The sequence below is a fragment of the Kribbella steppae genome (genome assembly GCF_004342025.1).
GTDB lineage: Bacteria > Actinomycetota > Actinomycetes > Propionibacteriales > Kribbellaceae > Kribbella > Kribbella steppae.
This window is the reverse complement of sequence record NZ_SLWN01000002.1, coordinates 436,478-453,932: the sequence shown is the minus strand read 5'-3', so window position 1 is coordinate 453,932 and position 17,455 is coordinate 436,478. Positions and strand designations below refer to the sequence as shown.

Genomic DNA, 17,455 nt, shown 5'->3' with positions numbered 1-17,455 from the left:
GAGCACGCGATCCGCGATCGCCTCGGTGTTCTCGCTCGCAGGTTGGTGCGACCGGTGATACCGACGATCCTGGTGCGGTCGGTGCAGTCACGTTTGTCTGCGGATACCTGGCGCACAGCACATTGGCGTCGTGAGTCCGGTCTGCGCCTGCCGCCGGCGGCGTCCAGAGGAACACCCGCCGCGAAGCGATGTCCTTTACACGTGCCTCTTACTCATCCAGTCCTCAGCGCCGACCACGCCGACCCGATACACATCCTGCACGCGCCGCCGGAGGCGCCAAATGACAGCCTCCGCAGAGCGGCGATCCTCCTACCTCTTCGTGCGGCGTTTGGGGGCTGAGGTGGCTCGGATGTGGAGTTCGGTGCGGAGGGTGACGGTGGATGGGGGGCGGCCTGGGGAGGCGATGCGGTCCTTCAGCAGCAGGCCGGCGGTGCGGCCCAGTTCGTAGGTGGGCTGGGCGACGGTGGTGAGGCTGGGGACGACGAGGTCGGCCCAGGGGATGTCGTCGAAGCCGACGACGGCGATGTCGGCGGGAGCGCGGACGCCCTTCTTGGCCAGGCATTCCAGCGCGCCGACCGTCATCAGGTTGTTGGTGACGAACAGGGCCTCGGGTGGTTCGGGGAGTTCGAGCAGGCTTTCCATCGCGGCGTACCCGCCGGCCTCGCGGAAGTCGGCGTGCCGGACCAGGTCCTTGTCGTAGCGGATCCCGCCGGCCCGCAGCGCCGACCGGTAGCCGGCCAGCCGGTCCATCGCCGTACTGACCTTGCGCGGGCCAGTGATGCAGGCGATCCGCTGATAGCCGCCGTCGATCAGGTGTTTGACGCCCTCGGTCGCGCCGTGTTCGTTGTCGACCAGCACGGTGTCGGCCTCGACGCCGTCGACCCGGCGGTCGATCAGCACCATCGGGAGCTTCGCCTCCGCGAGTTGCTGCACGCCCTCCGCCGTACTCGTCGGGGAGATGACCACGCCGGCCATCTGGTCGGTCAGTACCGCGGACGCGTACGCCGCTTCCTTGGCCGGGTCCTCGTCGGAGTTGCACAGTACAACGTGGTAGCCCGCGGTCTGGGCGACGTCCTCGAGACCGCGGACCAGTGAGGTGAAGAACGGGTTCTCGATGTCGGAGATGACAACGGCCCACAGGTTCGTGCTGGATTTACGAAGGTTTCTGGCCACCCCGTTCGGCCGGTAACCGAGTTCGGCGACCGCGGCGCGAACCTTCTCCGAGAGCTCCGGATCCACGTTCCGCCGCCCGCTCAGCACGCGTGAAACGGTGGCCGGAGACACACCGGATCTCCGCGCGACGTCGTAGATCGTCGTCATACCTGCTCCCCGCTGGAGTCCAGTAGATCGTCTGGATCGCACTTTAGCTCCGATCCGGGGAAAAGGATCTCACGACGAAGGCGGACCGAGACTGAAGACCGCCCCGTCGAGGAGCGCGAGGGCGGTGGCGCGGTCAGGTGCGGAGTCGGCGGCGCCGTTGACGGTTGTCGACAATGCACCGGCCGCATTGGCCAGTCGTACGGCGTCCACGAGCTGTGCACCCGATGCGAGTGACGCGGCCAGCGACCCACAGAAGGCATCGCCCGCGCCGACCGTGTCCACCGTCGCGACCTGGTGCGCACCGATCCAGACTTCCGCGCCGGAGTCGCGGTCGACGACGAACGCACCTCGCGACCCGAGCGTCACCACACAGCCGCGCAGGTCCCACTCGTCCGCGAGCTTGCGGGCGATCACCGGCACCTGCGACTCGTCGTCGCAGTCCAGCCCGGTCAGCGCGGCCGCCTCGACCTCGTTCGGGACCAGGATGTCGACGAAATCCGACAGCGTGCGATCGACCGGTCCGACCGGAGCCGGCGTGAGGATCGTGGTGACGCCCGCGGTCGAGGCGAGCTGCAGGGCAGCTCGGCTCGCCTCGACCGGGAGTTCCAGTTGGACACTGAGCACGGTGCTGGCGGTCAGTACGTCGGCAGCGGCCTCGACGTCGGCGGGTGTGATCGCGGCATTCGCGCGGGACACGATGATGATCGAGTTGCCGCCGTCCGGAAGGACCAGCGGCAGTCCCACGCCGGTGCCGAGCTCGGGATGCCGGACGACCCACGCGGTGTCGACGCCGTCGGACTCGAGCAGTTCGAGGAACTCCTCGCCGTACCGGTCCTCGCCGATCGTGCCGACGATCGCCGTCCGCGCACCCATCCGCGCGGCCGCGATCGCCTGGTTCACGCCCTTGCCACCGAGGAACTCCGCGAACCCGGTGCCGTGCAGCGTCTCGCCCGGCAACGGCCGCCGTTCCGCGGTCGCGACCAAGTCCTTCATGAACGAGCCCAGCACGCACACGTCGTACCGGCTCATGCGTCATCCCCTTGCAACAGCCGCCGACCGAGTGCACCCGATGGATGGAAGCGGGCGAAGTCGTGATGACTGAAGTCCCGCAGTACGACGAGAGCGCAGGCCAGGGCATCGCCCATCGCGAGGGTGGCTGTGGTCGATGCGGTTGGGGCGAGGTTGAGCGGATCCGCCTCGCGCAACACCATCGTGTCCAGCGTGAATGTCGCGATCCGTGCCAGCGTGGACTCCTCGTTGCCGGTCATCGCGATCACCGGGATCTCACGCTCCACAAGCATCCGGGCGAACGCGCACACCTCCGCGGTCTCGCCGGACGCGGACAGGGCCAGGACGAGATCGCGGTTCGTCACCGCACCGGAGTCGCCGTGCAGCGCGTCGCCGGAGTGGATGAAGGTGGCCGGCGTACCGGTGCTGGCCAGGGTGGCGGCGATCTTGCGGCCGACCAGCCCGGACTTGCCGAGGCCCGTCACCACCAGGTGGCCCTCGCAGCCGGCGACCGCGATCAGCACATCCAGGAAGACCCCGTCCAGCCGGTCCGCCAGCGCCGACACGGCCGCCGCCTCGGTCTCGATCGCGTTCCGCGCCGCCTGCAGCCCCAACGCGACCAGATCCCGGGGTGCCTCGACACCGCCACGATTCGGCACAACTGGCATCCCAGAGCCCTCTCATCTCAGAAATCGATTTCCGCAGACTAGGCAGCGAGGTCCGGCAGTGTCAACGTCTGCGCTCTCCTCGAAACCCTCACCTGCACGGGGAAAACGGCGGACTTGATCACATCGACACCGGCCCGGGGGTTGACCGGCCAGGTCGTCACTCGTAGATTGCGAGAAATCGATTGCCCCGAAAACGGTCAACACGGTGGCGACGACCCCCGACACCACCGGCGGCACCGACGCGGTCGGCCGTTCGAGACACCCCCTGGAGCACCTGATGGCCGCAACACCCATCCCTGCCAGACAGCACAGCCTTGCCACGCCGGTCAGCCGGCGCACGATCCTGCGCGGCGGTCTCGGCGCCCTCGCCGCCTCGGCGGTCGGCGGACCGCTGCTGACCGCCTGTGGTGGCGACGAGTCCGGCGGCAACGCCAAGGAGATGTCGTTCTGGAACTTCTACGGTCCGTCCGACGACCAGGGACCACAGAGCAAGTGGTTCATCTCGACCGTCGACGAGTGGAACAAGAACAACGACGTCAAGGTCAAGCTGCGCTACATCCCCGGCAAGGACTACCTGAACGGCACCACACTGCAGACCGCCTTCCAGTCGGGGCAGGGTCCGGACATCTTCCTGATCAGCCCGGGTGACTTCCTCCGCTACTACAACGGCGGCGTCCTGCAGGATCTCGGCCCGGCGCTGTCGGACGAGTCCAAGGCCGACTACCTGCCCGGCCTGCTCGATGCGCGCAGTGTGGACGGCAAGGTGTACGGCCTGCCGATGGAGATCGAGCCGCTCGCGATGTACTACAACGAGACCGCGTTCGAGAAGGCCGGCCTGTCCGAGGCCGACCTGCCGAAGACCTGGGACCAGACTCTCGCAGTGGCGGAGAAGCTGACCGGCAAGGACCGGTACGGCGTGATGTTCGAGACGCTGCCCGGTTACTACCAGAACTTCACCTGGTACCCGTTCCTCTGGCAGGGCGACGGTACGCCCATCAAGGACGGCAAGGTCGCGTTCGACTCGCCGGCCGCCGTACAGGCGCTGAAGTTCTGGCAGGACACCATCCAGAACAAGGTGGCTCCGCGCAAGGCACTCGGCGACGGCGGCGGTGACGTGGTGTCCAACCTCGGCTCCGGTGCGGCCGCGATGCAGCAGAGCGGTATCTGGGCGGTCGCGGACATGCGGGCCAAGGCGAAGAACTTCAAGTACGGCATCATCCCGCACCCGACCCCGGACGGCGGCAAGCCGGCCACCGACCTCGGCGGCTGGGCGTTCGTCGCCAATGCCAAGGGCAAGAACCCCGAGGCCGCGGCCAAGTTCATCGCGTGGGCCCTCGGCTCGACCGATGCCGCGGGCATCGAACGGCAGCGGCAGTGGAACACCGTGGTGAAGACCAACGTGCCGCCGCGCAAGTCGGTGCAGCAGGCCGCGGACGCCAAGGGTGCGTTCGCCGAAGGTGTGCTGAAGCAGTTCGTCAGCGAGATCGCGCCGACCGGCAAGCCGGAGCCGCGGTTCCCACCGGAGGTGTACCAGCCGATCGCCGACGCCATCCAGGCCTGCCAGCTGAACGCGGCCGACCCGGGTAAGGCAGCGGCCGATGCGGCGGCGCGGATCGACACGTTCCTGAAGACCTACCAGGGCGCGCCCATCAGCTGATGGTGACCACGACAGCTCCTCCGTCCAAGCCGCTGGTGAAGGCTTCGCCGGCGCGAGGCAAGGCTCCGCTGACCCGGAAACGGCGCGAGGCGTTGGCGGCGTACGCCTTCCTCGCGCCGGACGCCATCGGTCTGCTGATCTTCGTCGCGCTGCCGATGGTGCTCGCCTTCGGCGTCGCGTTCTTCAAGGTCGACGGCTTCGGCAACTACCAGTACGTCGGTCTGGCCAACTACAAGCTGATGGGCGGCGACGATCAGCTCTGGGCGTCGCTCAAGGTCACCGCGATCTACGTCGTCACGTTCGTGCCGCTCGCGTTCGTGGTGAGCTTCGCGCTGGCGATGCTGGTCCGCAACCACTTCCGCGGTATCGGGTGGGTGCGGTCCGCGTTCTTCCTCCCGCACGTCGTCAGCCTGGTCGTCGTCGGCCTGATCTGGCAGTTCCTGCTGGTGGACAAGCGCGGTGCGCTCTCGAAGCTGCTGGCGCCGTTCGGCCTCAGTGACGTGTCCTTCCTCGGTACGCCGTCGCTTGCCCTCGGCACCTATGTGGTGATCAGTGTCTGGTTCGTGATGGGCTACCAGATGCTGGTGCTGCTGGCCGGTCTCAAGGACGTCCCGAAGGAACTCGAGGACGCCGCCCAGATCGACGGCGCGAGCACCTGGCAGCGGTTCCGCTACGTGATCTGGCCGCTGATGCGCCCGACCAGCTTCTTCGTGGTGGTGAACTCGACGATCGGCGCGGTCACCGGCCTGCAGGCGTTCGACCTGGTCTTCGTGCTGACCCACGGCGGTCCGGCCCGAGCCACCAGCACCGTCGTCCTCTACATCTACGAACAGGCGTTCACCTTCAACAACATGGGGTACGCCGCAGCGCTGACCACCGTGGTCGTCGCGATCCTGGTGGCGTGTACCGGCCTCATGTTCGCCTTCACGAAGGGAGGCCGTTTCGATGAGGACTAGATTCTTCCCGGTCCTGGCCCATGTTCTGGCGTTCATCGTGGTGGCGCCGCTGCTGTGGGTCCTGGTCAGCGCACTGCGGCCGGCCGAGGACGTGTTCACGTTCGGCTGGCCGACGAACTGGACGTTGGACAACCTGCAGTACGTGCTGTTCAAGATCCCGATGCCGACGTTCCTGATGAACAGTGCGATCATCTCGGTGGTCGTCACCGTGGTGGCGCTGTTCTTCCACTCGATGGCGGCGTACGCGCTGGCCCGGCTGAGGTTCCCGGGCCGCGCGATCATCTTCTCCGGCATCATGTCGACACTGCTCGTCTCGCTGCCGGTGATCCTGGTGCCGCTGTTCCTCGTGGCCAAGCAACTCGGCCTGCTGGACAGCTACGCCGGGCTGATCGTGCCGAGCATCTTCCATGCCTTCGGCATCTTCCTGCTCCGGCAGTACTACCTGAACATCCCGCGCGAGCTGGAGGAAGCCGCCGACCTGGACGGCTGCGGCTACTGGCGCCGGTACTGGAGTGTCATCCTGCCCCTCAGCCGGCCGGTGCTGGCCTCGCTGTCGGTGCTGTTCTTCCTGGCCAACTGGAACGCGTTCCTCTGGCCGCTGACCATCACCCGGAACCCGGACCTTCGCGTCATCCAGCTCGGCGTCTCCGGCATGCAGGGTCAGTACGCCTCCGCCTGGAACCTCATCCTCGCGGCCGCGGTGATCGCGGCCATCCCGACCGTCGTGGTGTTCGTCGCCGGCCAGCGCCGGCTGGTCGACGCGATGAAGACGACCGGTCTCAAGTAGCTCCGAAAGGGATAGCTCATGAAGCGTGGGGCCTTGCTTGCTGTCCTGCCGCTGGTCTTCGGCTCGGCGGCGCTGCTCACCCAGTCCGGTGATTCCGCTTCGCCGGACGGTGCCAACAGCACCTACATCGGCACGACCACGGTCGAGTCCAAGGGAATGCCGAGCCAGAGCGACGGCGACCTGTGGCCGTCCTGCTGGGCCGGGAACGACAAGCTGTACGCCGCCAACGGTGACGGCAAGGGGTTCAGCCTGGACCAGGAGTTCTCCGATATCGCGGTCAGCGAGGTCACCGGCTCACCCTGGAACCTGTCCGGGACGACGATCTCGAAGGGTGACCAGGTCGGGCCGATCTGGAGCGGTGGCGGGTACAACCGGAAACCGACCGGCATGGTCTGTGTCGGGGACACGATGTATCTGGCCGTCCAGGATCTGGCCCTCGACTTCAACGACGTACCGGCGGCGACGATCCTCAAGTCGACCGATCACGGCCGGACCTGGACATGGGACCAGCGCAAGCCGATGTTCTCCGACCATGTCTTCACCACGATCTGGTTCGCGGACTTCGGCAAGGGCGGAGCTCTCGCGCCGGACGGGTACGTCTATGCCTACGGGCTGGACGGGAACTGGCGGGACTCCTTCGACGACACCGTCGCCGATCCGCAGAGTGTGTTCATGGCACGGGTCCCGAAAGGCAAGGTGCAGAACCGCGGTGCCTGGGAGTTCTATGCCGGGAGCAACGATCGCGGGAAGCCGTCGTGGACCTCGAAGATCGCCGAGCGCAAGCCGGTGCTGACCGACCAGCGTCGGCTGTACGCCCAGACGTACGGGACGAATGCTTCGAACCTGAGCGTGATCAGCCAAGGCGGCGTGACCTACCTGGCGAAGCAGAAGCGATATGTCTACACGTCCTGGACGGAGTACACCTTCGAGTTCTACGAGGCGCCGACGCCGTGGGGTCCGTGGAAACACTTCCTCAGCAAGGACTTCGGCGGGTACCCGTGGTCGACCTCGAAGTACGGCGGGTACGGCGTGACGATCCCGTCCAAGTTCGTCCAGCCGGACGGCAAGACGATGTACGTCCAGGCGAACGTCTGCCCGTGCGGTGGCGGCGGGATCGGTACGTCGGTCTACAACTTCAACCTGCGCAAGCTCGTGCTGACGCCGTCTTCCGGTGAGCCTGCGGACAACCTGCCGTCGGATGACAACCTCGCGGCGCCGTCGACGGGTGCCGGCGCGATCTCGAAGTCGTCGCAGTCGGGCAGCCTCGCGCTGATGAACGACGGTGCTGTGACGGGGAGCGAGACCGACTTCGACGACGAGGTGAAGGGTGCCTCGTTGTGGGGCTACACGTGGCCTGCTCGGCAGAAGGTGAACAGGGTTGAGTTCACATCCGGTGCGGTGTCTGCTGAGGGCGGGTACTTCACCGGTCGGCCGCGGGTTCAGGTCAAGGTCGACGGCGCCTGGGTGGAGGTTGCCGCACAGACCGTGTCACCGGCATACCCCGGCGACGCGTCCGCGGGTGCCAACAAGACGTACACGATCACCTTCCCGGTTCAGGAGACCGACGGGGTGCGCGTGATCGGACTGCCGGGTGGGACCCGCAGCTACACGTCGGTCTCCGAGTTGGCGGTCAAGTACGTCGCCCAACTCGCCGACGGTGGATTCGAGGGAACGGGCGGTGGCAAACCGGCCTGGCTCTTCGAAGGAACTGCGGCCAACGGCGTCGACCGTGGTCTCGGGTTCGCGCACTCCGGGGCCAACAACGGCTGGATCCGCTGCACCTGCACCGGCTGGAGTGCCCTCTACCAAACGGTCCCGGTCAACCCTGGTACGACGTACACCTTCGGATCCTGGATCAACGCGTCGGCGGGGCTGCCCGCTGATCAGGGTCGTTTCGGTGTCCGCCTCGGGACCCAGGACCTCGGGTCGAAAACCTTCGGCGCGTCAACCGGTTACGTCCACCACGAGGTCACCGTGACCGTCCCGCCCGGAGTCCACGAGCTGACGGTCTACGCCGGCTTCAACGCCCCCAACGTCGACACGTGGATCCAGCCCGACGACTTCACCGTGAGCTAGCCGGAGCCGCGCCGACGCACTATGGCCAGGGGAGGAGTTCTGGTGGTTGGCCGGTGATCGGGCCGGTTGGCGTGCGCCCGGCGTACCAGGCGGTGAGGTCGGTGAGGGTGCCGGTGAGGATTCGGTCCTCACCGGCGCCGGTCTCCCAGGTGGTGCCGTCGGTCGCCTGCACGATCAGGTGGATGCCGTCAGGGGTGCGAGGGCGGAGGAAGTCGAGGAGGTGGAGGCAGAACTCCTTCGACCAGCCGTCCGGGGTGGGCTCGAGGGCCAGGTCGACGGCGTGTACGGCGAACTCGCGCCAGGTGGCGTAGATGGCGGCGGCGAGGTTGCTGTTGCGGTGCATGACCGGGCGTTCCCAGTCGTCGGGGCCGACCCTCTCCCAGGCTGCGATCAAGGCGGTCGTCGCCTGGAGCAGGTGTTCTTGCAACTCGGCGGCGGGTCGGCCGGCGCCGGCTTCGATGCCGGCGTCCCGGGCCGGGCGGCCGCCGTCGTACACCTCGACCAGGCGGCCCTGGAGCGCTTCCTCGACCTGCCGCGTCATCGCCTCGGAGAAGTTGGCGATGTGGGTGATGACATGGCCGCGCGACCAGCCGGGCAGGCCTGACGGCGCCCGGACCGCCGCCTCGTCCACCGTCGCCACGGTGTCGTTGACGCGTTGAGCAGCTGCCTTGACCTCGGGCCGGATGTCGCGCATGGACGTCAGCCTAACCAAGCAAGTGTTTGTCGGTCGCTCGGATTAGGGTTGGCTGCATGAGCGTGGCCCGGTTCAAGGACCTGTGTGTGGACGTGTCGTGCCCTAGTGCGATGGTCGCGTTCTGGGGGCGGGTGCTCGGGCTGACCTCACCGGCCGACAACCCGAACGTGCTGGTCGGCGAGGTACCGGAGAAGACCATCTGGATGTGCCAGGTCCCGGAGCCGCGCACGGTGAAGCAACGGGTGCACCTGGACGTGCAAACCGGCTCGATCGACGGCCTGGTGCGTGAGGGCGCGACGGTGCAGTCGCCCGCGACAGAAGAGCAGCATTGGACCGTGATGGAGGACCCCGAGGGCGGTGAGTTCTGCGGCTTCGTCCGCGACACGGTCCCGGCGTACCGGCTGATGGAACTGGTGGTCGACTCGGCCGACCCGGAGGCGCAGGCGCGCTGGTGGGCCGGCGTAGTCGGCGGCGATGTCGGGAGTAGGCCGGGCCAGCCGTACTACTGGCTGGAAAACGTGCCGGGACTGCCGTTCCCGTACTGGGTGTTCGTCCCAGTGCCGGAGGCTAAGACGGTGAAGAACCGGATCCACTGGGACGTCACCGCGCCCGCCCTGCAGCCGGTGCTGGACGCGGGTGCGACACTGCTGCGGCCCAAGGACGACGAGATCGGCTGGCACGTGTGCGCCGACCCCGAGGGCAACGAGTTCTGTGTGTTCCTGAGTTGAATTGCCGCGCCTTGTTGAATTGCCGGGAGGCCCCATGACCCTGCTCGACCTGAACATGTCCGGCCCGGATCTGACCGTGGCGCTGGTGAACCACCAGTCGGTCAGCGGGACCGAGGAGCAGTTGGCGGACACGATCGAGGCGGCGCTGTCGGCGTACCCGCACCTCAAGGTCTTCCGGCACGGGAACACCGTGGTCGCGCGGACCGACCTCGGCCGGGACGAGCGGATCGTCGTCGCCGGGCACATCGACACCGTGCCGCTGAACGACAACCTCCCGGCCCGGCGCGCGGACGGCCTGATCCACGGGCTCGGCGCCTGCGACATGAAGGGCGGTCTCGCGGTCGGGCTCCGGCTGGCGGCGACGCTGGCCGAGCCGAACCGGGACGTCACCTATGTCTTCTACGACTGCGAGGAGGTCGAGTCCGAGCGGAACGGCCTGTTCAAGCTGACCCGGTCGAACCCGGAGCTGCTCGAGGGTGTCTTCGCGGTCGTGATGGAGCCGTCGAACGGCGTGGTCGAGGCGGGCTGCCAGGGCACGATGCGGGTCGAGATCACCACCCGCGGCGAGCGGGCGCACTCGGCCCGGTCCTGGATGGGGTCGAACGCGATCCATGCCGCGGGCGAGATCCTGGCGCGACTGACGGCGTACGAGCCGCGCCGGGTGCCGATCGACGGGCTCGAGTACCGCGAGGGGCTGAACGCGGTCGGCATCCACGGCGGCGTCGCGGGCAACGTCATACCGGATCTGTGCACGGTGGAGATCAACTACCGGTTCGCGCCGAGCCGGTCGGAGGCGGAGGCCGAGGCGCATCTGCGGGAGGTGTTCGACGGGTTCGAGTTGGCCGTCACCGACTCGGCGCCGGGCGGGCTGCCCGGGCTGGAGCGGCCGGCCGCGGCGGCGCTCCTGCAGGTGGTCGGGGGTGAGCCGAAGCCGAAGTTCGGGTGGACCGACGTGGCCCGGTTCACGCTGCTCGGCGTACCGGCGGTCAACTACGGGCCGGGTGACCCGCTGTACGCGCACAAGCAGAACGAATTCGTCCCCGAGGCGGAGATCGAGCTGTGTGAACAGCGGCTGAGGGCCTGGTTGACGGCGTAGTTCCGTACGCCGTACCCCGCGTGGCCTGGCTCGCGTCGGCGCGCCGGTTGAAATGTCCGCACTAATCTGGAGGTATGGCAGAACCCTCGATCCACCCCGACCGCCCGATCGGCCAGAAGCAGCGCGGGCCGGTCGTGATGCGCCGCAACCAGGTGCAGCAATCCACCTCCGAGCAGCGGCTGCTCGACAGCCGCGGCCCGTCGGACTGGGTACACACCGACCCGTGGCGGGTGCTGCGGATCCAGTCGGAGTTCATCGAGGGGTTCGGCATGCTGGCCGAGCTCGGGGTAGCGATCAGCGTGTTCGGCTCGGCCCGGACCAAGCCGGACGACCCGATGTACACCGCTGCGGAGGAGCTCGGCCGGAAGTTGGTCGGCGCCGGTTACGCGGTGATCACCGGTGGTGGACCGGGGGTGATGGAGGCGGCGAACAAGGGTGCCTCCGAGGCCGGCGGCGTGTCGGTCGGGCTCGGCATCGAGCTGCCCTTCGAGAACGGCCTGAACGAGTGGGTCGACGTCGGGATGAACTTCCGCTACTTCTTCACCCGCAAGACGATGTTCGTGAAGTACGCCCAGGGGTTCGTGGTGATGCCGGGCGGCTTCGGCACGCTGGACGAGCTGTTCGAGGCGCTCACGCTGGCCCAGACGCGGAAGGTCACCTCGTTCCCGGTCGTCCTTTTCGGTACGTCGTACTGGAGCGGGCTGGTCGACTGGCTGCGCGAGTCGATGCTCGCGGACGGGAAGATCTCGGCGGCCGACCTGGACATGTTCGTGGTGACCGACGACGTGGACGAGGCGATCAGCTACATCGTCAAGGCCGGTGAACTGGCCGACGCGGCGGCCGAAGAGGCAGCGGCTGCGGCCGCCCGGGACGTGGCCGACGCGGACAGCCCAGAGGCGCGCGAGCGGCGCGAAGCGCACCGGTTGGGCTCGGACGGTAGCTGAGGGTTCACGCCTCGGTCGGCACTACGCCGAGGGCCGAATCCGGCTCCGATTGTGCGGGTGACTTCGTCGGCATGGCACGATCGGTCCCGTGATGTGGTTCTTCGGGCTGATCGTGGTGCTGTTGATCGGGGCTGTCGCGGTGGTGGCCTCGGGTCGTTGGGGTGCCATGAGTACGGCGTACGACGACCGGCCCGACCTGAGTGTCCCGGCCCGGCAGACGCTCACCGCCACGGATATCGAGTCGGCGCGGTTCGGCGTCGGCCTGCGCGGCTACCGGATGGACGAGGTGGACACGCTGCTCGAGCGGGTCGCCCGCGAGGTGGCGGAGCGGGACCGGCGGATCGCCGACCTGGAGCGCGCGGTGTCGCCGATCATCGACGGGCCCGGGTTCGCCTCGGGCGCCGACTACGACCCGTCCGACTTCGACGACACCGGCGTGCAGAAGCCGATCATGGTCGGCGGCGACTTCCCGGAATCTGTCAACGAGCCCGAGACCGCCGAGCAGACCGCCATCGACCAGCCGGCCGAGGCACCTGCGGCCGGCTCGCCGACTGCTGGCTCACCGTCTGCTGACGCGCATGCTGCTGGCTCGCCGACTGCTGACTCCGGCGCGGCTGACACGCCGGCTGCTGGCTCGTCTGCTGCTGGCCCGACTGGTGGCTCGCCCGCTGTTGGCTCGTCTGGTGCTGACGAGAAGGGCGCTGGGGCGGCGGCGGTTGCCGGGTCGATTGGTGTCGAGTCGGAACGGGATGAGTCCGAGCCTGAGACCCAGGAAGTGCCGGTGGGGGAGTCCCACGGCGCGGCGGACGAGTACGAACGCCTCCAGGCCGAGGCACGTGCCTTGCTGGACGCCCAGTCCCAGCCCAGCTCTCCCCGCAGGTCCCCAGTAGAGCCGGAGCCCCCGACGTCGGCTGGCGACCAGTCACACCAGAGCGAGTCCCCCCAGGCACAGGCCGCTCCGACCGAGTCGCCGATCGTCCTCCAGCAACCCGCGTCCGCGCCGTACTCCTTCACGCCGCAGCAGCCGGACGCCTACGCGCCTCAGCCGGACCCCAACGCCCAGCAGCAGGACACCCACGCGCGGCAGCAGCCGGACTCGTTCCCGCCGCAGCAGCCCGACTCCTACACGCCGCAGCAGCCGGACCCCAACGTCCAGCAGCAGGACGCCCACGCGCGGCAGCAGCCGGACTCGTTCGCGCCGCAGCAGCCCGACTCCCACGCGCCGCAGGAGCCGGACTCCTACGCACCGCAGCAGCCGGAGCCCTACGCGTCGCAGCAGCCCGGCCCCAACGCCCAGCAGCAGCCGGACTCCTACGCACCGCAGCAGCAGGAGTCGTACGCCCAGCGGCAGCCGGAGTCGTACAGCCCGCAGGAGCAGGAGTCGTACAGCTCGCAGCGGGAGCCGTACATCGCTCAGCAGCCTGAGCCGTACAGCCAGCAGCAGCCGTACAGCCAGCCGCAGCCCTACGCCGCGCAGCAGTCGTATGGCACCCAGCAGCAGGAGTCGTACAGCTCGCAGCGGGAGCCGTACATCGCTCAGCAGCCTGAGCCCTACAGCCAGCAGCAGCCCTACGCGCAGTCGCACGAGTCGCAGTCCTACGAGCAGCAGACCGACTCATACGTGGGGCAGCAGCCCGAGCCCGAGCCGTGGTTCCCGGCCGAGCCCGCGCCGTCTGCCGACCCCCAGGCGCAGGCCGCTCCTCAGCCAGAGCCGCAGGCCAGTCAGCCCGCTCCTCGGCCGGAGTCGCAGACCACTCAGCCGGAGTCGCAGACCGCTCAGCCCGCTCCTCAGCCCGAGTCACAGGCCGCTCAGGCCGAGTCGCAGCAGGATCCGCGACCGCAGAACGCCCAGCCCGCTCCTGCGCCTCAGTGGGTGCTTCCCGAGCCCGCCCCGCAGTGGCAGCAGCCGTCACCGCCACCACCCGCTCAGAACTACTCCGAGCAGCCGCCCGAGCAGCCGACCTACTCCGAGCAGCCGACCTACTCCGAGCAGCCGCCCGAGCAGCCGACCTACTCCGAGCAGCCGCAGGCCCAGCCGACCTACTCCGAGCAAGCCCAGCCGTATCCGTCGCAGGCGCCTGCCCAGTCGTACCCGGCGCAGGCGCCGTACGCGGACCAGCAGCCTGCCCAGGACCCGTACGCCCAGCGGCAACAGCAGGCTCAGCAGCAGCCGGAGCAGGTGCAGCAGCACCAACAGCAGGCCCAGCAGCAGCCGGAGTACGGGCAGCAGTATCCAGAGCAGGCCCAGCAGCCTCCTGCTCAGCAGCAGGAGCAGGGGCAGCAGGAGTCGTGGCAGTTCTGGCCGCCGGCGGACCAGCAGCCCGCCACGCCGCAGTGGCCGGCTCAGGGTCAGCAGCCTGCGGGACCACCGTCGAACGGTCAGGCGCCTGAGCAAGGTGCATACGCACCGGATGAGCACGGCGACTATCCGACGGCCGAGCAGGGGTACGTGCCGCCTGAGCAGGGTGATCAGGAGCAGCACGGGCATCCGGCACCTGAGCAGGGCGCGTATCAGCGGCCGAGCTGATCTGTTCGGCTGATGAACTCCGCGCGCATCTGCCACGCCGAAGCCTCGGTCGACCTGCCGTTGGATCCGCAGGCGGCCTGGGACGTGGTCATGGACTGGGACCGGCAATCGCGCTGGATGCTGCTTACCCGCGTCTGGGCGACCGAGAACGACGGTGTCGGTCTCGGCGGCGGGGTCGCGGCGCGAACTTCTGTCGGTGCCTTGGGGTTCACTGACGACATGGTCATCACACACTGGGATCCGCCGCGCGAATGCACGGTGAAACACCTGGGCACCGTCGTCCGCGGGACCGGCACCTTTGCAGTCACTCCCGGACGCTGGGGAGTCGACGGCCCGGCCGCGGGGGCGGGGACAAGTACGTTCACCTGGTCGGAGGACGTCGTACCGCCGCTGGGGAAGCTTGGAGTTGCGGTGTGGCCGGTCGTTCGGCCGGCGTTCGAGGTGATGATGCGGGTGTCGTTGCGGCGACTGGCGCGGGAGGTGGCGCGGTGACGGTGATCGGGCCGGACGGGCAGCCGCGTTGTGGGTGGGCGACGTCGGCGCCGGAGTACGTCGAGTACCACGACAACGAGTGGGGCAAGGAGATCCGCGACGACCTCGGACTGTTCGAGCGGATGACGCTGGAGGGGTTCCAGTCCGGGCTGTCGTGGATCACCATCCTGCGCAAGCGGGAGAACTTCCGGGCCGCGTTCGCGCACTTCGACCCGACGGTGATCGCGAAGTACGGCGCCGACGACTTCGAGCGTTTGATGGCAGATCCCGGTATCGTCCGCAACCGGCTGAAGATCAACGCGACCATCTCCAACGCGCGTGCCCTGCTGGAGTTGGACGACGGTGAGTTCACCGAGCTGCTGTGGTCGTTCGAGCCGGCCAAGCGCAAGGCCCCGAAGACCCTGGCTGACGTTCCAGCCACCACGCCGGAGTCCGTCGCGATGTCCAAAGCCCTGAAGAAGAAGGGCTTCGTCTTCATCGGCCCGACCACCGCCTACGCCCTGATGCAAGCAACAGGCATCGTCAACGACCACCTCTCAACGTGCGTTGCCCGCTGATCGTCATGGGCGGTTGGTGGAAAGAGCAGGTAGCTGCATTGCCCGCTGACTGTTGTGGGACGGTGGGGTGAAGAGCAGATGGGATGGCGGTGAGCCGCGTTGCCCGCTGACCGTTGTGGGTGGTGGTGGGGAGGGGTGGCGGTGAGCTGCATCGCCCCGTTGATCCGCCGGGTGGTGGGGGACGAACAGCAGGGTGACCTGTATAGCCCGGTAACCCGATCGGGCAGTTGTTTGACGGGTTTTAGAGGCGGTTGATCCGATGCACGTGCAGGTAGCTTGTGCATCTGCAAGTTGCGCTCAGGAATGTTGAAAATAAGGGAACACAAACGGCTGAACGAGTTGTGTTCCGGGCACTGAACGTGATGAGGTATTCACCGGGCTCCCCGTCTGTCAGGTGGTTGTCCGGCCGTGACTCGCCCGGCCGGAACGCGGCCGGGGAGCCCACCAAACTTTCTACGGCGCCTTGTTCTCGCCGTCCGCACTGAAGGCAGTACGGAACACGTCCGTCGCGGTCAGACCGGACACTTGCGTCCCGTCCTGCGTCGTCGTCAAGTAGACGTTGGCCTCGGCGAACGGATCCGCCGCGTCGTCATTCGTCGTACCGAACTGACGGATCCAGGTGCGGGTGAGTTTCGGGCGAGTACTTCGTCACTACGCCGTCGAACTTTCCGATGCTCGTCTCCACCGCCCCATCGGTGAACCCGGCGACGTACACGTTGCCTGACCCATCGACTGCAACGGCAGCACCCTTGTCGTTCCCCGTCGTACCGAGTTGGTCCCGCCACGTCAGCACCCCATCACCGTCGACGCGCGCAACGATGATGTCCTTGTCGCCCGCCAACGCACCCGAGAAGTCGCCCGCGGTGTAGCCCGTCAGATACACACCACCGGCTGGATCGGCCGCCAGCCCCCACGCCTCGTCGGACGCAGAGGTCCCGAACTGCTTCAGCCATACCGCATCGCCATCGACCGAGTACCGCGTGATGAACCCCGCCACCCCCGGTACGCCGAACTGCCTTATCCACCGTTGATTCCCGGCCGCGTCGTACTGCACCGCGAACGCATCATCGGTCGTGTTCCCGGCATGTGCGCCGTCGAGATTCCCCGTCGTGTACCCGGTCACCACGACTCGGCCCTGCGCGTCGACCGCCACGCCGTACGCGCGTTCCGTCCCGCTTGTCCCGATCGAGCGCGTCCACTCCCGCGTCCCGTCCGGTGCGTACTTGGTCAGCGCCACATCCTTGCGGACGGTGAGCCGTCCAGCGACCCCTCCACAGCGGCCGCCTGATAGACGTTGCCTGAGGCATCAGTAGCGATCCCGCCGGCCGGTCCTCACCCGCCGTACCGGTCACCGTCGCCTTCATCGGTACGGCGGGCGGCTTGCCGATGTACTGGAAGATGTACTTCGCCCCACCGGCGAACGTCGACCCCCAGACGTCCCAGTCGTGGCCGCCGTCGACGACGCGGAGCTCCGAGGTCAGGTTCGGCACCCGGACGGCCTGGTTGAACACGACGTGCGCCTCGGAGTCCAGGTCGTGGGTGTAGTCGACCGGCTTCGGGTTCCACTCGTCGTCGCCGACCGCGATGAAGAGATGCGACAGCAGACCCTTCGCCGCGAACGACTTGAACGCGGACGGATAGTTCAACCGAAGATAGGCAGCTTCCGAGAACGGATCCTTGCCCTTGCCGAAGGCACCGAACTCACGTGCGCTCGAGTCGGCCGGCGGCAGCGGGAAGTACACCGCCGGGCTGAGCGCGATCGACGCGCCGAACACCTCCGGATGCGCCATCGCGTACCGCAACGCCCCCGCGCCGCCCATCGAGTACCCCGCCACCGCACGCTCGCGGCCGAGATCGTTCCGGGCGGTACGGCGGCCGCCGGCTGAGCTGCCGCTACCGGGACCGAAGGACAGGAGGTGTCCTTGGATGAGTCACCGGTCGCCGC

The 17,455-nt window shown here is 67.9% G+C and carries 16 protein-coding genes; 10 read left to right on the top strand and 6 right to left on the bottom strand.

Annotation, left to right across the window (positions count from 1 at the left end; translation table 11 throughout):
• Window positions 1-309: 309 nt before the first annotated feature.
• The 3 genes from EV652_RS07030 to EV652_RS07020 all read right to left on the bottom strand — a co-directional run bounded on the left by EV652_RS07030 (window position 310) and on the right by EV652_RS07020 (window position 2,987).
• The gene (locus tag EV652_RS07030) at window positions 310-1,320 is read right to left on the bottom strand and encodes a LacI family DNA-binding transcriptional regulator (RefSeq protein WP_132208164.1); all 1,011 of its coding nucleotides are present in this window, start codon (window positions 1,318-1,320) and stop codon (window positions 310-312) included.
• 69 nt (window positions 1,321-1,389) lie between these two features.
• A complete protein-coding gene (locus EV652_RS07025; protein WP_132208163.1) occupies window positions 1,390-2,349 on the bottom strand; it encodes a ribokinase in 960 nt (319 codons plus the stop codon).
• The gene (locus EV652_RS07020; protein WP_242001613.1) at window positions 2,346-2,987 is read right to left on the bottom strand and encodes a KpsF/GutQ family sugar-phosphate isomerase; all 642 of its coding nucleotides are present in this window, start codon (window positions 2,985-2,987) and stop codon (window positions 2,346-2,348) included. The genes EV652_RS07025 and EV652_RS07020 overlap by 4 nt, the downstream gene beginning before the upstream one ends.
• Window positions 2,988-3,201: 214 nt before the next feature.
• On the opposite strand from EV652_RS07020, the gene EV652_RS07015 reads away from it, so the two are divergent.
• From EV652_RS07015 to EV652_RS07000, 4 genes are read left to right on the top strand one after another with little or no spacing between them, the layout of a single operon-like run.
• The gene (locus EV652_RS07015; RefSeq protein ID WP_242001612.1) at window positions 3,202-4,653 is read left to right on the top strand and encodes an ABC transporter substrate-binding protein; all 1,452 of its coding nucleotides are present in this window, start codon (window positions 3,202-3,204) and stop codon (window positions 4,651-4,653) included.
• Window positions 4,653-5,609: a carbohydrate ABC transporter permease gene (locus EV652_RS07010; RefSeq protein ID WP_132208161.1), complete on the top strand. Its 957-nt coding sequence runs from the start codon at window positions 4,653-4,655 to the stop codon at window positions 5,607-5,609. Before EV652_RS07015 ends, EV652_RS07010 begins: the two co-directional genes overlap by 1 nt.
• Window positions 5,599-6,396 carry a carbohydrate ABC transporter permease gene (locus tag EV652_RS07005; RefSeq protein WP_132208160.1) on the top strand — a complete coding sequence of 266 codons (798 nt, stop codon included), beginning with the start codon at window positions 5,599-5,601 and terminating at the stop codon, window positions 6,394-6,396. Before EV652_RS07010 ends, EV652_RS07005 begins: the two co-directional genes overlap by 11 nt.
• Window positions 6,397-6,414: 18 nt before the next feature.
• On the top strand, window positions 6,415-8,472 hold the full coding sequence (locus EV652_RS07000; RefSeq protein ID WP_132208159.1) for a DUF4185 domain-containing protein: 2,058 nt from the start codon (window positions 6,415-6,417) through the stop codon (window positions 8,470-8,472).
• Between the two features lie 19 nt (window positions 8,473-8,491).
• Here EV652_RS07000 and EV652_RS06995 read toward each other — a convergent pair whose 3' ends face one another.
• Window positions 8,492-9,166, bottom strand: a complete 675-nt coding sequence (locus tag EV652_RS06995; protein ID WP_132208158.1) for a maleylpyruvate isomerase family mycothiol-dependent enzyme — start codon at window positions 9,164-9,166, stop codon at window positions 8,492-8,494.
• A gap of 56 nt (window positions 9,167-9,222) precedes the next feature.
• Between EV652_RS06995 and EV652_RS06990 the strand changes: the two genes are divergently transcribed.
• The 6 genes from EV652_RS06990 to EV652_RS06965 all read left to right on the top strand — a co-directional run bounded on the left by EV652_RS06990 (window position 9,223) and on the right by EV652_RS06965 (window position 15,510).
• Complete coding sequence (locus tag EV652_RS06990; protein WP_132208157.1) at window positions 9,223-9,894, top strand: VOC family protein; 672 nt, start codon at window positions 9,223-9,225, stop codon at window positions 9,892-9,894.
• A gap of 34 nt (window positions 9,895-9,928) precedes the next feature.
• The gene (gene dapE / locus EV652_RS06985) at window positions 9,929-10,990 is read left to right on the top strand and encodes a succinyl-diaminopimelate desuccinylase (RefSeq protein WP_132208156.1); all 1,062 of its coding nucleotides are present in this window, start codon (window positions 9,929-9,931) and stop codon (window positions 10,988-10,990) included.
• 74 nt (window positions 10,991-11,064) lie between these two features.
• Window positions 11,065-11,934 carry an LOG family protein gene (locus tag EV652_RS06980; protein WP_132208155.1) on the top strand — a complete coding sequence of 290 codons (870 nt, stop codon included), beginning with the start codon at window positions 11,065-11,067 and terminating at the stop codon, window positions 11,932-11,934.
• Between the two features lie 91 nt (window positions 11,935-12,025).
• A complete protein-coding gene (locus tag EV652_RS06975; protein WP_369410004.1) occupies window positions 12,026-14,461 on the top strand; it encodes a DivIVA domain-containing protein in 2,436 nt (811 codons plus the stop codon).
• Between the two features lie 12 nt (window positions 14,462-14,473).
• Complete coding sequence (locus EV652_RS06970; RefSeq protein ID WP_132208153.1) at window positions 14,474-14,953, top strand: SRPBCC family protein; 480 nt, start codon at window positions 14,474-14,476, stop codon at window positions 14,951-14,953.
• A complete protein-coding gene (locus EV652_RS06965; protein WP_132208152.1) occupies window positions 14,950-15,510 on the top strand; it encodes a DNA-3-methyladenine glycosylase I in 561 nt (186 codons plus the stop codon). The genes EV652_RS06970 and EV652_RS06965 overlap by 4 nt, the downstream gene beginning before the upstream one ends.
• 589 nt (window positions 15,511-16,099) lie before the next feature.
• Here the strand turns inward: EV652_RS06965 and EV652_RS06960 are convergent.
• Together EV652_RS06960 and EV652_RS06955 are read right to left on the bottom strand one after the other, a co-directional pair.
• Window positions 16,100-16,633 carry an SBBP repeat-containing protein gene (locus EV652_RS06960; protein ID WP_158441103.1) on the bottom strand — a complete coding sequence of 178 codons (534 nt, stop codon included), beginning with the start codon at window positions 16,631-16,633 and terminating at the stop codon, window positions 16,100-16,102.
• A complete protein-coding gene (locus tag EV652_RS06955; RefSeq protein WP_255512583.1) occupies window positions 16,575-17,423 on the bottom strand; it encodes an alpha/beta hydrolase-fold protein in 849 nt (282 codons plus the stop codon). The genes EV652_RS06960 and EV652_RS06955 overlap by 59 nt, the downstream gene beginning before the upstream one ends.
• Window positions 17,424-17,455 lie beyond the last annotated feature (32 nt).